The 14,824-nt window shown below is 72.7% G+C and carries 13 protein-coding genes; 4 read left to right on the forward strand and 9 right to left on the reverse strand.

Features of this window, described 5'->3' with window-relative positions; genetic code table 11:
- Positions 1-7 precede the first annotated feature (7 nt).
- Positions 8-1,921, reverse strand: coding sequence for a serine/threonine-protein kinase (locus tag ACZ5GH_RS15090; protein ID WP_464334487.1), 1,914 nt, complete (start codon positions 1,919-1,921; stop codon positions 8-10).
- Positions 1,922-2,174: 253 nt separating this feature from the next.
- On the opposite strand from ACZ5GH_RS15090, the gene ACZ5GH_RS15095 reads away from it, so the two are divergent.
- On the forward strand, positions 2,175-2,735 hold the full coding sequence (locus ACZ5GH_RS15095; protein ID WP_464334488.1) for a hypothetical protein: 561 nt from the start codon (positions 2,175-2,177) through the stop codon (positions 2,733-2,735).
- A gap of 411 nt (positions 2,736-3,146) precedes the next feature.
- On the opposite strand, the gene ACZ5GH_RS15100 is transcribed toward ACZ5GH_RS15095, so the two are convergent.
- The 4 genes from ACZ5GH_RS15100 to ACZ5GH_RS15115 form a co-directional block, all read right to left on the reverse strand.
- Complete coding sequence (locus ACZ5GH_RS15100; RefSeq protein WP_387756394.1) at positions 3,147-4,274, reverse strand: GuaB3 family IMP dehydrogenase-related protein; 1,128 nt, start codon at positions 4,272-4,274, stop codon at positions 3,147-3,149.
- A gap of 189 nt (positions 4,275-4,463) precedes the next feature.
- Complete coding sequence (guaB, locus tag ACZ5GH_RS15105; RefSeq protein WP_387756392.1) at positions 4,464-5,966, reverse strand: IMP dehydrogenase; 1,503 nt, start codon at positions 5,964-5,966, stop codon at positions 4,464-4,466.
- Positions 5,967-6,229: 263 nt separating this feature from the next.
- Positions 6,230-6,946: a sigma-70 family RNA polymerase sigma factor gene (locus ACZ5GH_RS15110; protein WP_387756390.1), complete on the reverse strand. Its 717-nt coding sequence runs from the start codon at positions 6,944-6,946 to the stop codon at positions 6,230-6,232.
- Between the two features lie 335 nt (positions 6,947-7,281).
- On the reverse strand, positions 7,282-7,893 hold the full coding sequence (locus ACZ5GH_RS15115; RefSeq protein ID WP_014136228.1) for a response regulator transcription factor: 612 nt from the start codon (positions 7,891-7,893) through the stop codon (positions 7,282-7,284).
- Between the two features lie 564 nt (positions 7,894-8,457).
- Between ACZ5GH_RS15115 and ACZ5GH_RS15120 the strand changes: the two genes are divergently transcribed.
- Positions 8,458-8,784 carry a WhiB family transcriptional regulator gene (locus ACZ5GH_RS15120; RefSeq protein WP_350735776.1) on the forward strand — a complete coding sequence of 109 codons (327 nt, stop codon included), beginning with the start codon at positions 8,458-8,460 and terminating at the stop codon, positions 8,782-8,784.
- A gap of 99 nt (positions 8,785-8,883) precedes the next feature.
- On the opposite strand, the gene ACZ5GH_RS15125 is transcribed toward ACZ5GH_RS15120, so the two are convergent.
- The 3 genes from ACZ5GH_RS15125 to groES all read right to left on the reverse strand — a co-directional run bounded on the left by ACZ5GH_RS15125 (position 8,884) and on the right by groES (position 12,065).
- Complete coding sequence (locus ACZ5GH_RS15125; RefSeq protein WP_387756387.1) at positions 8,884-9,882, reverse strand: LysR family transcriptional regulator; 999 nt, start codon at positions 9,880-9,882, stop codon at positions 8,884-8,886.
- A 129-nt stretch (positions 9,883-10,011) separates the two neighbouring features.
- Entirely contained in the window at positions 10,012-11,643 is a 1,632-nt protein-coding gene (gene groL / locus ACZ5GH_RS15130; RefSeq protein WP_387756385.1) for a chaperonin GroEL, read from the reverse strand.
- Positions 11,644-11,759: 116 nt separating this feature from the next.
- Positions 11,760-12,065, reverse strand: a complete 306-nt coding sequence (gene groES, locus ACZ5GH_RS15135; RefSeq protein ID WP_014136232.1) for a co-chaperone GroES — start codon at positions 12,063-12,065, stop codon at positions 11,760-11,762.
- A 249-nt stretch (positions 12,066-12,314) separates the two neighbouring features.
- On the opposite strand from groES, the gene ACZ5GH_RS15140 reads away from it, so the two are divergent.
- On the forward strand, positions 12,315-12,650 hold the full coding sequence (locus ACZ5GH_RS15140) for a hypothetical protein (protein ID WP_387756383.1): 336 nt from the start codon (positions 12,315-12,317) through the stop codon (positions 12,648-12,650).
- Between the two features lie 67 nt (positions 12,651-12,717).
- Positions 12,718-13,884 carry a class I SAM-dependent methyltransferase gene (locus ACZ5GH_RS15145; protein WP_387756381.1) on the forward strand — a complete coding sequence of 389 codons (1,167 nt, stop codon included), beginning with the start codon at positions 12,718-12,720 and terminating at the stop codon, positions 13,882-13,884.
- Position 13,885: 1 nt separating this feature from the next.
- Here the strand turns inward: ACZ5GH_RS15145 and ACZ5GH_RS15150 are convergent, their stop codons facing one another.
- Positions 13,886-14,797 (reverse strand): polysaccharide deacetylase family protein, encoded by a 912-nt coding sequence (locus tag ACZ5GH_RS15150; RefSeq protein ID WP_464334489.1) that lies wholly within the window; start codon positions 14,795-14,797, stop codon positions 13,886-13,888.
- Positions 14,798-14,824: the final 27 nt, after the last annotated feature.

Consider the following 14,824-nt stretch of genomic DNA (forward strand, 5'->3'; position numbering starts at 1 on the left):
TGTCGCCCTACGGCGCCGGCTGGAAGCTGTTGAAGACGACGTCCCGGACGGGGGCCTGGGCGGCCCACTCCGCGTCCGGGACGATCCAGTAGATCGAGTACCCGTACTTGGCCGGAGTCCCGGTCACGAAGCCGCGGTTGAGCGAGTGCATCCTGGGCGTGCCGTTGGTCCACTCCCAGTCCGCCGCGTTGGTCCACTGCCGGTAGGTGATCGCCGCCAGGTTCAGCCGCTGGTAGTTGCTGACCTGACCGCGGACGTTCGGCTCCGACTCCTGCCAGTCCGCGACCGCGCTCGCCCCGGGCGACGTGGTCCACTCGATCCGCAGCTGGCTGCCGTCGGCCGCGTTCTTGAAGATCCGCCGGTTGGCGTCCGACCCGGCCGGCTGCAGACCGTCCGGGAGCACGACCGAGAAGCCGCTCGGGTCCTTGTACTCGTGGTAGCCGGCCGGCACGGCGGCCGGCGCGGGCGCCGCCGGGGTCTGCACGGGAGCCGGGGTCTGCACCGGCGCCGGGGTCTGCACGGGAGCCGCGGGCGCACCGGCGGACTGCGCCGGCGCGTCCGGCACCGCCGCCGGGTCACCGGTCGGCTGGGCGGGCGCCGGCGACGCCGCCGCACTCGGGCTCGACACCGGCTCCGGCTGCGTACTGGCCGTCACCGGCCCGGTGGCACCCGCGCTCCGGGTGGCCCCGCCGCCCGGACCGCCGTCCCCGCCGACCGCCTGGACCACCGCCACCACGCCCGCGATCAGCAGCAGCACCACGATCACGGTGGCGATGGCCAGCCGCCGCCGGCCGGTGCGCGGATCGGCCCCGGCCGCCTGGGTCGCGCCCAACGTCCACTCGCTGGTGACCGGCCGGATCGACTCCGCCTCCGGCTCCCCCGACGGCTTCCCGGCGGGCTCCGCGCCCTGGGCCCGGCTACCGACCCGAACCGTCCCCAGCAGCCCGCCCACGGCCCGCTTGCGGCCGTCCTCGGCCTGCTCCGGCTCCACCGCCGCCACCTTCGCCGGCCCGGCCTCGGCCTCCGGCTCCGCCGCGGCCGCCTTCTTCACCGGCACCGCGTGCTCGGTGGTCGACTCGGCCCGGGCGGTCGACTCCGCGACCACCCGCTTGAGCATCGACCGGGTCTGCGAAGCGTCCAGCCGCTCGGCCGGGTCCTTCGCCAGCAGCCCCTCGATCACCGGCAGCAGCGGCCCGGCGTTCACCGGCGCGACCAGGTCCTCGGTCATCACCGCGGTCAGCGTGGCCAGCGCCGAGCCCCGGTCGTACGGCGGCCGGCCCTCGACCATGGCGTACAGCGTGCCGCCCAGCGACCACAGGTCGGCCGGCGGCCCGGGCTTCTGCCCGCGGGCCCGCTCCGGCGAGATGTACGAGGGGGCGCCGACCAGCATCCCGGTCGAGGTGACCGAGGCGTCGCCCTCCACGCTGGCGATGCCGAAGTCGGTGAGCACCACCCGGCCGTCGTCGCCGATCAGCACGTTGGACGGCTTGACGTCCCGGTGCAGGATCCCCAGCGCGTGCGCCGCGCTGAGCACGCCCAGCACGTCCAGCGCGATCTCCGCCGCCCGGGCGGGCTCCAGCGGCCCGTCCTCCCGCACCACGTCGGCCAGCGAGCGGGACTCGACCAGCTCCATCACGATCCACGGCCGGTCGTCCTCGTCGACCACGTCGAAGACCGTCACCGCCGAGTTGTGCCGGATCCGCGCGGTGGCCTTGGCCTCGCGCAGCGTCCGGGTGATCAGCCGGTGCTTCTCCTCCTCGTCGACGCTGGCGTTCATCCGCAGTTCCTTGACCGCGACGGTCCGGCCCAGCATCTCGTCCTCGGCGCGCCAGACCGTGCCCATGCCGCCGCGCCCGAGCACGCCGTTCAGGCGGTAGCGGCCGGCCAGGAGGCGGCCGGTGGAACCCTGCGCCTGGGTCATTCGGAACGTTCCCCCATGTGCTGCCGGCGGTCGTGGTGACGGCGCGTCGGCCCGACCTGGGTCCCGAACGCCCAAGCCTCCATCATCCCCTGTCCCGAGGGCCCTCGACCACCCGGCCCCCGCCCCAACCTGGGACGGACCTGAACGGATGCGGCGCTCCGTGCCCGATCTGTGATCGAAAACTCGCCAAGATCTGTCCGAGTCACTGCTACCGTTCGGCAGCTCATCGTCTTTCCGGGGGGATTCGACGCCCATGACCGCACCCGTACCGGGCACTGACGGCCCGTCGCCCCGGCCGCGCACCGCCCAGCACTACTCGGTCGCACCTCCCCCGGCCGCCCCCGAGGGCTACGTCGCCCCCGGCATGCCCGGCGCCATCACCGGCTTCGACCCCACCGAACCCGAACCCCGGCCCGCCCCCCGCCACCGCACCGCCCTGGCCGTCACCCTGGCCCTGCTCGCCATGCTCCTCGGCGGCCTCGCCTACGGCAGCGCCCCCCTGCGCGCCGCCGACAGCCTCGGCTGGCTGGCCATCGCCCCCGCCGGCCTGGTCGCCCTCCCCCTGGGCCGCCTCGGCGGCCCCGGCCGCCTCCTCCCCCCACTCGGCGCCCTCCTGGCCGCCGGCGCCCTCCTCCTCGGCCAACTGATCGAACACCTCCGCCGCCTCCACACCGAAGGCCCCACCCCCCACAACCTCCTCCACGACACCCTCACCACCTGGCGCGCCGACCTACGCCCCCTCGACGCCGCCTTCTACGCCATCGCCCTCATCGGCGGCTTCCTCCTCACCCGCCGCACCGCCACCCGCACCTGACCTACCCACACACCCCCAACACCCCAGCGGGCGCGCAAGGCGAAGCCCGCGCGCCCGCAACACCCACACCCCACCAGCAGCACCCCCGCCCTCACCCCCAGCAGGCATCCCCCCACCCACCGCCCCACCCACCCGCCCCTCCCCCACCCCAGCGAGAGGGACGCGCTGCGGAAGGGGGCGGCGCAGGGGGTGGGTGCGGAGAGGGGCGTGACGGGTGATTTTCAGACTGCCAACGCTCCCCAGCCCGCAGGCACAGGACCGGCAGTCTGAAAATCATCCAGCCCCCGCAGCACCCACCCCCGGAGCCGCCCCCGGCCCCCCACCCTCCCGAAAGCCACCCCCCGAACAGAAACCCCCCACAAACCCCGAAGGCCCCCACCGTCACCCGGCAGGGGCCCCCATCGACAAACCTCAGCGGTGATCCAGCGCCGGATTCACCGTCACCTCGACCCGCTGGAACTCCTTGAGCTCCGTGTACCCCGTCGTGGCCATCGCCCGCCGCAGCGCACCGAACAGGTTCATCGTCCCGTCCGGAGTGTGCGACGGCCCGGTCAGGATCTCCTCGGTGGTGCCGACCGTCCCGAGGTCCACCCGCTTGCCCCGCGGCAGCTCCTCGTGGACGGCCTCCATCCCCCAGTGGATCCCCTTGCCCGGAGCGTCGGTGGCCCGCGCCAGCGCGGCCCCGATCATCACCGCGTCGGCGCCGCAGGCGACCGCCTTCGGGATGTCCCCGCTGTACCCGACCCCGCCGTCCGCGATGACGTGCACGTAGCGCCCACCGGACTCGTCCATGTAGTCGCGACGGGCGGCCGCCACGTCGGCGACGGCGGTCGCCATCGGCACCTGGATGCCCAGCACGTTCCGGGTGGTGTGGGCCGCGCCCCCACCGAACCCGACCAGCACCCCGGCGGCGCCGGTCCGCATCAGGTGCAGCGCCGCGGTGTACGTGGCGCACCCGCCGACGATCACCGGGACGTCCAGCTCGTAGATGAACTGCTTGAGGTTGAGCGGCTCGGCGGCACCGGAGACGTGCTCGGCCGAGACGGTGGTGCCGCGGATGACGAAGACGTCGACGCCGGCGTCCACGACGGCCTTGGAGAACTCGGCGGTGCGCTGCGGCGACAGGGCCGCGGCGGTGACCACGCCGGAGTCGCGGACCTCCTGGATCCGCTGCTTGATCAGCTCGGCGCGGATCGGCGCGGAGTAGATCTCCTGGAGCCGGCGGGTCGCGGTGGACTCGTCGGTGATCGAGGCGATCTCGTCCAGCAGCGGCTGCGGGTCCTCGTAGCGGGTCCACAGGCCTTCGAGGTTCAGCACGCCCAGACCGCCGAGGCGGCCGATCTGGATGGCCTGCTGCGGCGAGACCACGCTGTCCATCGGGGCGGCCAGGAACGGCAGCTCGAAGCGGTAGGCGTCGATCTGCCAGGCGATCGAGACCTCCTTCGGGTCCCGGGTACGGCGGCTGGGGACGACGGCGATGTCGTCGAAGGCGTACGCCCGTCGGCCGCGCTTGCCTCGCCCGATCTCGATCTCAGTCACTTCGAGCCCTTCTGCTTTGTTGCTCATGCCTGCCGGGTCACCCCGACCGCACCCCAGTATCCCGTACGGCCGCTGGTCCCGCCCCGACGGCCCACGCCCGAACGCCCGACAGCCGCGCCCGGACGCCCGGACGCCCCGAGGGGCCCGCCGCCGCGGTGCGGCAGCGGGCCCCTCGGTGGTCCGGCGGCGTCAGCGGGCCGAGTAGTTCGGCGCCTCGACGGTCATCTGGATGTCGTGCGGGTGGCTCTCCTTGAGGCCCGCCGAGGTGATCCGGACGAACCGGCCCTTGCTCTCCATCTCGGCGACGGTGGCGGCGCCGACGTAGCCCATGGTCTGGCGCAGACCGCCGACCAGCTGGTGCAGCACGGCCGACAGCGGGCCGCGGTAGGGCACCTGGCCCTCGATGCCCTCGGGGACGAGCTTGTCGTCCGAGGCCACCTCGGCCTGGAAGTAGCGGTCCTTGGAGTAGGAGCGCCCCTGGCCGCGGGACTGCATGGCGCCCAGCGAGCCCATGCCGCGGTAGGACTTGAACTGCTTGCCGTTGATGAACATCAGCTCGCCCGGCGACTCCTCGCAGCCGGCCAGCAGCGAGCCGAGCATCACGGTGTCGGCACCGGCGGCGAGCGCCTTGCCGATGTCGCCCGAGTACTGCAGGCCGCCGTCGCCGATGACCGGCACGCCGGCCGCCTGGCAGGCCACCGCGGCCTCGTAGATGGCGGTGATCTGCGGCACGCCGATGCCGGCGACCACGCGGGTGGTGCAGATGGAGCCGGGGCCGACGCCGACCTTGACGCCGTCCACGCCGGCGTCGATCAGCGCCTGGGCGCCGTCGCGGGTGGCGACGTTGCCGCCGACCACGTCGATCTTGACGGCCGACTTGATCTTCGCGATCCAGGCCAGCGCGTTGTGGCTGTGGCCGTGCGAGGTGTCCACCACCAGGAAGTCCGCACCGGCCTCGACCAGGGCCTGGGCCCGGTCGAACGCCTCGGCGCTGGCGCCGACGGCGGCACCGACCAGCAGCCGGCCCTCGGCGTCCTTGGCGGCGTTCGGGTACTGCTCGGCCTTGACGAAGTCCTTGACGGTGATCAGGCCCTTGATCCGGCCCTCGTCGTCGACCAGCGGAAGCTTCTCGATCTTGTGGCGGCGCAGCAGGGCCATCGCGTCCACCCCGGAGATGCCGACCTTGCCGGTGATCAGCGGCATCGGGGTCATGATCTCGCGGACCTGGCGGCTGCGGTCCGACTCGAAGGCCATGTCGCGGTTGGTGACGATGCCGAGCAGCTTGCCCGCCTCGTCGGCGATCGGCACGCCGGAGATGCGGAACTTGGCGCACAGCGCGTCGGCCTCGCCCAGGGTGGTCTCCGGGCCGACCGTGATCGGGTCGGTGACCATGCCGGACTCGGACCGCTTCACCAGGTCGACCTGGTTGGCCTGGTCCTCGACGGACAGGTTGCGGTGCAGCACGCCGACGCCGCCCTGGCGCGCCATCGCGATGGCCATCCGCGACTCGGTGACCTTGTCCATCGCCGCGGAGAGCAGCGGAATGTTGACGCGCACGTTCCGGGAGACCCGCGAGGAGGTGTCCACCTGGTTCGGCAGCACCTCGGAGGCCCCGGGCAGCAGCAGGACGTCGTCGTACGTGAGCCCGAGCATGGCGAACTTCTCGGGTACGCCTGCGGCGTTGTAAGACATTTGGGGGGTACCTTCCGTGGCCGGCCTTATCCGCTCACGCCCTGAGGGTGGGGGCGCATTCATCGCTCACTCGCGCAGACCGCCGAAGCCGGGTGCAATGGGAGGATCCTCCAAGGGGACCCCGCGCGCACCCGTCAAACTTTGGCAACCCGCCCAGGCGCCGATACCCCATGGTACTGGCACCGCGAATGTGTCCTCGTGTGCCCTTGACAACAACCCCGCACCATGGGCCATTCCACCGCGAGCGGCGGGGACGGCACAGGTCAGGAGGACTCCTCCGCGAGCGCCCGCAGCCGGCTGAGCGCCCGGTGCTGGGCCACCCGGACGGCACCGGGCGACATCCCGAGCACCTCGCCGGTCTCCTCCGCCGACAGTCCGGCGGCCACCCGGAGCAGCACCAGCTCGCGCTGACGGGCCGGCAGGTTGGAGAGCAGTTCCTTCGCCCAGGCCGCGTCGCTGCTCAGCAGCGCCTGCTCCTCCGGGCCGAGCGCCTCGTCCGGCACCTCCGGCAGGTCGTCCTGGGGCACCACGGTCGAGCCGGGCCCGCGCATCGCGGCCCGCTGGAGATCGGCGATCTTGTGCGCGGCGATCCCGTAGACGAAGGCCTCGAACGGGCGCCCCTGGTCCTTGTACCGGGGCAGCGCGCAGAGCACCGCGACGCAGACCTCCTGGGCGACGTCGTCCACGTGGTGCCGGGCCCCGCCGGGCAGCCGGACCAGCCTGGCGCGGCAGTACCGCAGGGCCAGCGGGTGGACGTAGGCGAGCAGCGCGTCGATCGCCGGGCCCTCGCCGCGCACAGCGGCCGCGACCAGCTCGCCCACCAACGGGGAGCCGCCCCTGCCGAGCACCGGCGGGCGGTCCGGCCCGGTCGCACCGGCGGAACCGCCGGGTTCGGCGTACGACGGATCGTGACCCGGACCGGAGGGCTCGGCCTCCACCGGGTCCGCCTGGCCGGCCGTACCGGCGACGTCGTCGCGCATCGGTCCATGGTGCCTGGTCGAGCGGGAAAACGCGGCACCGCGTCCGGAGTTGTGCACCGGAACGTTATGCGCTGCGGCACCGTGCGGCATGCCGTGCACCACCGGCCCCTCCTGCACCGTGCCGCCTCCCGCCCCGCCGCAGTCGCTGGTACCGTCCGTCGCGCCGTCCGCCGAGTGTCCTGCGGCTGCGTGGTTCGCCGCAGTGCCTGTCCGCTGGTCCCCGAGGTGCTCCACTCCTCCATGGTGCAACCTCGGGACCGTAACGTCACACGCCTGTGCGGTGTCCGCTCCGGGAACCACCGGCGGCACGCCGCAACCGGCGGCGCCGCCGGTGGTCAGCGGACCAGGCCCCAGCGGAAGCCCAGCGCCACCGCGTGCGCCCGGTCGGAGGCCCCGAGCTTCTTGAAGAGCCGTCGGGCGTGGGTCTTGACGGTGTCCTCGGAGAGGAACAGCTCGCGGCCGATCTCGGCGTTGCTGCGGCCGTGGCTCATGCCCTCCAGCACCTGGATCTCACGCGCCGTCAACGTGGGCGCCGCGCCCATGTCGGGGCTGCGCAGCCGGCGCGGGGCGAGCCGCCAGGTCGGGTCGGCGAGGGCCTGGGTGACGGTGGCCCGCAGCTCGGCGCGCGAGGCGTCCTTGTGCAGGTATCCGCGGGCGCCCGCGGCCACCGCGAGCGCGACACCGTCGAGGTCCTCGGCGACGGTGAGCATGATGATCCGCGCGCCCGGGTCGGCGGACAGCAGCCGCCGGACCGTCTCGACCCCGCCGAGGCCGGGCATCCGGACGTCCATCAGAACGAGATCGGAGCGGTCGGCCACCCAGCGGCGGAGGACCTCCTCCCCGTTCGTCGCGGTGGTGACCCGGTCCACACCGGGTACGGTCGCGACCGCGCGGCGAAGCGCCTCGCGGGCGAGCGGGGAATCGTCGCAAACGAGAACGGAAGTCATGACCGTCGTCCTCCGCAGCTGATCCGCGTCACGTTGAGCCTCCTGGCTGGTACGAACCTCTCCGACACGGCCGATCGGCGACAGACTCCGTGCTGATCGCCCCAACCTGCCCGCGATCGTTCCCGACGTCCGGCGCCCGCTAACCGCCTCCGCACTTCCAACGACCGTCACTCGAATGAGTTACGGCCTTCGGGGCCATCTCCACCACTGTACGTGGCCGACCCGTTACCGATCAGCCGCATCGCGGTGCACACGCCGCTCTTTTGCGCAGCTCGCGCGCGGTCGGCGTACGACCCGCACACCGGCCCGGCACGCCGCGCGCCCCTCGGGCCACCCGATTGCCACGCCCGCGCCCGGCGGACCCCTTGCCCACTATGCCCTTTTTTATAGCTTTCGTATGGTCATTGACTGTTGTGCCAGTGTGTGGGTGACTTGTCCATGGAGTTGCCTTAAGTCATATTTCCAGGTGTCCACACCAGTGCATCGAAGCCCCGCCGCACCGCTCGGCAGCCAGCCCCGCCGAACGCCCGGCCGACGGCCGACAGCCTCTGAAGGGAATGAGCCATGGCAGATTTCTCCCGCCTCCCCGGTCCCAACGCGGACCTCTGGGACTGGCAGCTCTCCGCAGCCTGCCGTGGCGTGGACAGCTCGCTCTTCTTCCACCCCGAGGGCGAGCGCGGGGCCGCGCGCAGTTCGCGCGAGGCCAGCGCCAAGGAGGTGTGCATGCGCTGCCCGGTGATCGCCGAGTGCGCGGCGCACGCGCTGGCGGTCCGTGAGCCGTACGGCGTCTGGGGTGGGATGACCGAGGACGAGCGCGAGGAGATGCTGGGACGCTCGCGGCACCGGCTGGTCGAGGTCCCGCTGACCCCGCCGGCGGTCGCCCGGCGCTAGACCCGTCTCCATGAGCGCCGTGAAGAAACGTTTCCTCGCGGCGCTTCAGCCTGTCGGCTCACTGTACGTACAGAACCACGACGGCCCCGTCACCCACCGTCAGCGCGTGGCGGCCGCCCCCGCCAGCCGCTCCAGCATCAGCGCCACGGCCGGCACCTCGGCCAGGTCCGGCAGGGTCAGCGCGACCACCTGGCGCACCGCGGGCGCCCCGGAGGCCGTCCGCACCGGCACCGTCGACACGCCGTCAGGACGCACCGACTGGAGCGCCAGCCGGGGCAGCACCGCCACCCCCAGCCCGGCCGCCACCAGGCCGACCACCGCCGGGTAGTCGTCCGTCGCGAAGTCGATCCGGGGCTCGAAGCCCGCGCCGGCGCACAGCTCCACCAGGTGACCCCGGCACTGCGGGCAGCCGGCGATCCACTGCTCCCCCGCCAGCTCGGCCAGCTCCACCGCCCCGCCGCGCCCGCCCAGCGGGTGGTCGGCGGGCAGCAGGCCCACCAGCGGGTCGTCCAGCAGCGGGGTGACCACCAGATCGGACCAGTCGGTCCCGGCGGTCAGCTGCTGCGCCTCCAGGTTGGCCTCGGCCCGGGCCTCGCGCGGCGTGCCGTGGGCGGGCGCCGGGGCCGCGGCGGCGCCGTCGGACTGCGGGTAGCGGAAGGCCAGCGCGATCTCGCACTCGCCGCCGCGCAGCATCGCCAGCGACTCCGGCGGCTCCGCCTCGACCAGCGACACGCGCACCCCGGGATGGCCGTCCCGCAGGCGGGCGACGGCGGGCGGCACCAGGGTGGAGCTCGCGGTCGGGAAGGAGACCAGCCGCACCCGCCCGGCCCGCAGCCCGGCGATCGCGGCGACCTCCTCCTCGGCGGCGGAGAGCCCGGCCAGGATTCCGGTGGCATGCTTGAGCAGGACCCGGCCGGCCTCGCTGAGCTGCATCCCGCGGCCCGAGCGGACCACCAGCGGGGTGTCCACCGACTTCTCCAGGGCCTTCATCTGCTGGCTGATGGCGGGCTGCGTACAGCCCAGCTCGCGGGCGGCGGCGGAGAAGGAGCCGGTGCGGGCGACGGCACGCAGGACGCGCAGATGGCGGGCCTCGATCATGCCTTATTTATAAGGCAATCTTTGGAATCTGCAAAATTCTACTGATAGTTGAAGCGCGGGCGAACGCCGGAGGCCCGGCCCGCTCCCCTCGCGGGGCGCGGACCGGGCCTCCGGTCAGGCGTCGGAGCCTCAGTGCGAGTGGCCGTGGCCGTGCGAGTGGCCGTGACCGTTGTCGGCCTCCTCCTCCTTCTTCTCCACCACGAGGGTCTCGGTGGTGAGGAGCAGGGAGGCGATCGAGGCGGCGTTCTCCAGGGCGGAGCGGGTGACCTTGACCGGGTCGATGACGCCGGCCTTCACCAGGTCGCCGTACTCGCCGGTGGCGGCGTTGTAGCCCTGGCCGGCCTCCAGCTCGGAGACCTTGGAGGTGATGACGTAGCCCTCCAGGCCGGCGTTCTGGGCGATCCAGCGCAGCGGCTCGTGCAGCGCCTTGCGGACGACCGCGACACCGGTGGCCTCGTCGCCCGACAGGCCCAGGCCGTCGTTCAGCACCTTGGCGGCGTGGACCAGGGAGGCGCCACCACCGGCGACGATGCCCTCCTCGACCGCGGCGCGGGTCGCCGAGATGGCGTCCTCCAGGCGGTGCTTGCGCTCCTTCAGCTCCACCTCGGTGGCGGCGCCGACCTTGATGACGCAGACGCCGCCGGCCAGCTTGGCCAGGCGCTCCTGCAGCTTCTCGCGGTCCCAGTCGGAGTCGGTCGCGGCGATCTCGCCCTTGATCTGGGCGACGCGGCCGGCGACGGCCTCGGCGTCACCGGCGCCGTCGACGACCGTGGTCTCGTCCTTGGTGATGGTCACCCGGCGGGCGGTGCCCAGCACGTCCAGGCCGACCTGGTCGAGCTTGAGGCCGACCTCCTCGGAGATGACCTGGCCACCGGTCAGGACGGCCAGGTCGCCGAGGATCGCCTTGCGGCGGTCGCCGAAGCCCGGGGCCTTGACGGCGACGGCGTTGAAGGTGCCGCGGATCTTGTTCACGACCAGGGTCGACAGCGCCTCGCCGTCGACGTCCTCGGCGATGATCAGCAGCGGCTTGGAGGCACCGCCCTGGAGGATCTTCTCCAGCAGCGGCAGCAGCTCCTGGATGGAGGAGATCTTGCCCTGGTTGATCAGGATGTACGGGTCCTCCAGGACCGCCTCCTGCCGCTCCGCGTCGGTGACGAAGTACGGCGACAGGTAGCCCTTGTCGAACTGCATGCCCTCGGTGAAGTCCAGCTCCACGCCGAAGGTGTTCGACTCCTCGACGGTGATGACACCGTCCTTGCCGACCTTGTCGATCGCCTCGGCGATCAGCTCGCCGACCTGGGTGTCCTGGGCGGAGAGGGACGCGACGGCGGCGACGTCGTCCTTGCCCTCGATCTCGCGGGCGATGGAGAGCAGGTGCTCGGAGACGGCGGCGACGGCCTTGTCGATGCCCTTCTTCAGGGCGGCCGGGCCGGCACCGGCGGCGACGTTGCGCAGACCCTCGTTGACCAGGGCCTGGGCCAGCACGGTGGCGGTGGTGGTGCCGTCACCCGCGACGTCGTTGGTCTTGGTGGCGACCTCCTTGACGAGCTGCGCGCCAAGGTTCTCGTACGGGTCGTCCAGCTCGACCTCGCGGGCGATGGTGACACCGTCGTTGGTGATGGTCGGGGCGCCGAACTTCTTGTCGATGACGACGTTGCGGCCCTTGGGGCCGATGGTCACCTTGACGGTGTCGGCCAGCTTGTTGACACCGCGCTCCAGCGAGCGGCGGGCGTCCTCGTCGAACTGCAGGATCTTCGCCATGTTCCCTATTCCCTCGGGGCTGCGGCCGGCCGACCGGCCGCCGAACTACGTGAACCAACAACCACGCCCCGGGCCACTGTCACGGAGGACACGGATCCGGGGCGGGTCGGGACGACTTACTTCTCGATGATGGCGAGAACGTCGCGAGCGGAGAGCACCAGGTACTCCTCGCCCTGGTACTTCACCTCGGTGCCGCCGTACTTCGAGTACAGGACGATGTCACCCACGGCGACGTCGAGCGGCAGACGCTGGCCGTCCTCGAAGCGGCCCGGGCCGACGGCCAGGACGACACCCTCCTGGGGCTTCTCCTTGGCGGTGTCCGGGATAACCAGGCCGGAGGCCGTGGTGGTCTCGGCGTCGAGCGGCTGGACCACGATGCGGTCCTCGAGCGGCTTGATGGCAACCTTGCTGCTGGTGGTCACGTCCGAGCTCCCCTTCGGAGATTACGGGGTTTTCTAACGGGTAGGGGCGATCCTGCGGGTCTGCCGTCGCGGGGGTCAGACACACGTCGTCGCGTTAGCACTCTCCTAGTGGGGAGTGCCAAGGACGACCATAGGGCCGTGTTAGCACTCAGTCAACCAGAGTGCCAACGACGCGCCCTGGGAACCCGGATTCGCGGATGAGTAGCCGTACTCATGTGCGACGCTCCCGCCGTCGGCAGACTCCTCGTCATGACATCGATCCCGGTGCGCGTCGGCCCGTCCCGGACCACGGACGCCGCCCTCGCCCTGCTGTCGCTGCCCCTGCTGGGAGCCGCGCTGCCGTTCGTGGTCTTCTTCGTCGTCGCCTCCCTCGGCAGCGGCCCCGGCCACGGGGACGACGGGGACGGCCTCGAATGGGCCTTCCTGGGCATCGGGATGCTGGCCGCCCCGGTCGCCGCCCTGACGGCGGGCCTGGTGGTCGCCTTCCGCAGCCGGCGGTCCGGCTACCAGTACCTCCCGGTCGCCGCGGTGCTCTCCCCCTTCGTGCTGCCGGCGGTCCTGTCCTCGGGCGTCCTGTGGCGCTGACGCCGTCCGGCCCGCCGGAACCGGCGGGCACGCGGAGCGGGGGCGCCCGACCGGCGAGAATGGCCCCGTGGACACCGAGAACCTCCAGCCGCTGCTGACCCCCGAGGGCCAGGCCCTGCTCGCCGAGTTGCGCGAGTTCACCCCCGAGGAGGAGCTGGCGCTGGCGACCCGGCTGCGCCGGGAGCACCCGGCGGAGCTGGTGTCGGCGGCGTTCGGGCAGGCGCGGCTGCGCCAGCGGGCCCGGGCGAAGTTCGGGGCCGACGCCGACCTGATGTACTTCACGCCCAACGGGGTGGAGCAGTCCACCCGGCGCAGCGTGGCCGAGTGGCGGGCACGGCGGTTCGCCGCCCTGGGCGTACGGCGGCTGGCGGACCTCTGCTGCGGCATCGGCGGGGACGTGCTGGCGCTGGCCCGGGCGGGCATCGAGGTGCTGGCCGTCGACCGGGACCCGGCGGCCTGCGCCGCCACCGCGGCCAACGCCGCCGCGCTGGGCCTGGCCGACCTGGTCGAGGTGCGCTGCGCGGACGTCGCCGAGGTGGACGTCACCGGCTTCGACGCGGTGTTCACCGACCCGGCCCGGCGCACCTCGCGCGGCCGGGTGTTCGACCCGGAGGCGTACGCCCCGCCGCTCTCCTGGGCCGTCGAGGCCGGCCGGCGGACCCCGGTCGGCGCACTGAAGGTGGCGCCGGGCATCCCGCACGAGGCGGTGCCGCAGGACGCCGAGGCCGAGTGGGTGTCCGACCACGGCGACGTCAAGGAGGCGGTGCTCTGGTTCGGCACCCGGGCCGCGAGCCCGCACCGCGCCACCCTGCTGCCGCAGGGCGCCAGCCTGACCGGCGGCGACCTGCCCGACCCGCCGGCCGGCCCGGTCGGGCGCTACCTGTACGAGCCGGACGGCGCGGTGATCCGGGCCCACCTGGTGGCCGAGGTGGCCGAGCAGGTGGGCGGCCGGCTGATCGACCCGAAGATCGCCTACCTGACCTCGGACGAACTGGTCGCCACCCCGTACGCGCACGCCTTCGAGCTCACCGACGTGCTGCCGTTCAACATCAAGAAGCTGAAGGCGCTGCTGCGCGAGCGGGCGGTCGGCACGGTGGTGATCAAGAAGCGCGGGATGGCGATCACCCCGGAGGAGCTGCGCCGCCAGCTCAAGCCCTCCGGGCCGAACACCGTCACGGTGATCCTCAGCCGCACCGACCACGGGCCGCTGATGATGCTGGGACGGCCGGTCTGAGCTACGAGGCGGGCGCCTGGATGTAGTCCTCCAGCCGGGCCACCGAGAAGCCCTGCTCCTGGATCCGGGCCAGCAGGTCGCCGAACATCTGGGTCATCGTGGCGCCCTTGAGCTCCTTGGGGCCGCGGAAGTGCGCCAGGATGATGTCGCCGGGCTTCAGCTTCTTGTCCCCGGACTGGTACTGCATGTCGTGGATCTGCATCGACTCGCGCCACAGCACTATGGCGCGCGGGCCGCACTCCTGGACCGAGGTGTTGAGCACCGGGGTGTTGGCGCCGTCGCCGAACGGCGGACGGAACAGCAGCGGGGCGGTGCCGTACTGCTGGGTGAGCGCGGACTGCGCGTCGCAGATCTCGGCCTTCTGCCTGTCCACCGGGAGCTTGCTCATCACCGGGTGGTCCACGGTGTGGTTCTGGACGTGGTTGCCCAGCGCCTGGAGCGGCTTGAAGTACGCGTAGTCGTTCCTGACGATGTCCCGGGTCAGGAACATCGAGACCGGCACCTTGAGGTCGGTCAGCATCTCGACGAACTTCGGGTCCTTCTCGGCGCCGTCGTCGATGGTGATGAAGACGACCTTGTCGCTCGTCTTCACGTCGCTGAACACCGGTACCGGGCCGGTCCGTTGGAGCTTGACGGGCTTGTCGGCGGGCGGCGCCGGGGCGGGGGCGAGCGGGGTGAGGCCCCACTTGGCCCAGGCCGCGGCGCCCGCTCCCGCCGGGGCGCCGGACGGGGTGGCGGTCGCGGCCCCGGTGGTCGGCGCGGCGCCGGTGGGCCGGGCCGCGGCGGACGTGGCCGCGGCGGCCGGGGCGGCCCCACCGCCGCCTCCGCCGTCACCGCACGCGGTGGCGAAGGCCAGCAGGGCCACCGCCCCCGCCGCGTACGTCCTGGCCCTGCTCCGCCCGTCCCTGATCACCGCTGCGCGCTCCCGGCTCCCGTCCAG

This window comes from Kitasatospora sp. Xyl93, from assembly GCF_055383135.1.

Bases quoted from the DNA above. Each gene is read 5' to 3' on its own strand.
- ACZ5GH_RS15090 (WP_464334487.1), bottom strand. From the start codon at position 1,921: ATGACCCAGGCGCAGGGTTCCACCGGCCGCCTCCTGGCCGGCCGCTAC.
- ACZ5GH_RS15095 (WP_464334488.1), top strand. From the start codon at position 2,175: ATGACCGCACCCGTACCGGGCACTGACGGCCCGTCGCCCCGGCCGCGC.
- guaB (WP_387756392.1), bottom strand. From the start codon at position 5,966: ATGTCTTACAACGCCGCAGGCGTACCCGAGAAGTTCGCCATGCTCGGG.
- ACZ5GH_RS15110 (WP_387756390.1), bottom strand. From the start codon at position 6,946: ATGCGCGACGACGTCGCCGGTACGGCCGGCCAGGCGGACCCGGTGGAG.
- ACZ5GH_RS15115 (WP_014136228.1), bottom strand. From the start codon at position 7,893: ATGACTTCCGTTCTCGTTTGCGACGATTCCCCGCTCGCCCGCGAGGCG.
- ACZ5GH_RS15120 (WP_350735776.1), top strand. From the start codon at position 8,458: ATGGCAGATTTCTCCCGCCTCCCCGGTCCCAACGCGGACCTCTGGGAC.
- ACZ5GH_RS15125 (WP_387756387.1), bottom strand. From the start codon at position 9,882: ATGATCGAGGCCCGCCATCTGCGCGTCCTGCGTGCCGTCGCCCGCACC.
- groL (WP_387756385.1), bottom strand. From the start codon at position 11,643: ATGGCGAAGATCCTGCAGTTCGACGAGGACGCCCGCCGCTCGCTGGAG.
- ACZ5GH_RS15140 (WP_387756383.1), top strand. From the start codon at position 12,315: ATGACATCGATCCCGGTGCGCGTCGGCCCGTCCCGGACCACGGACGCC.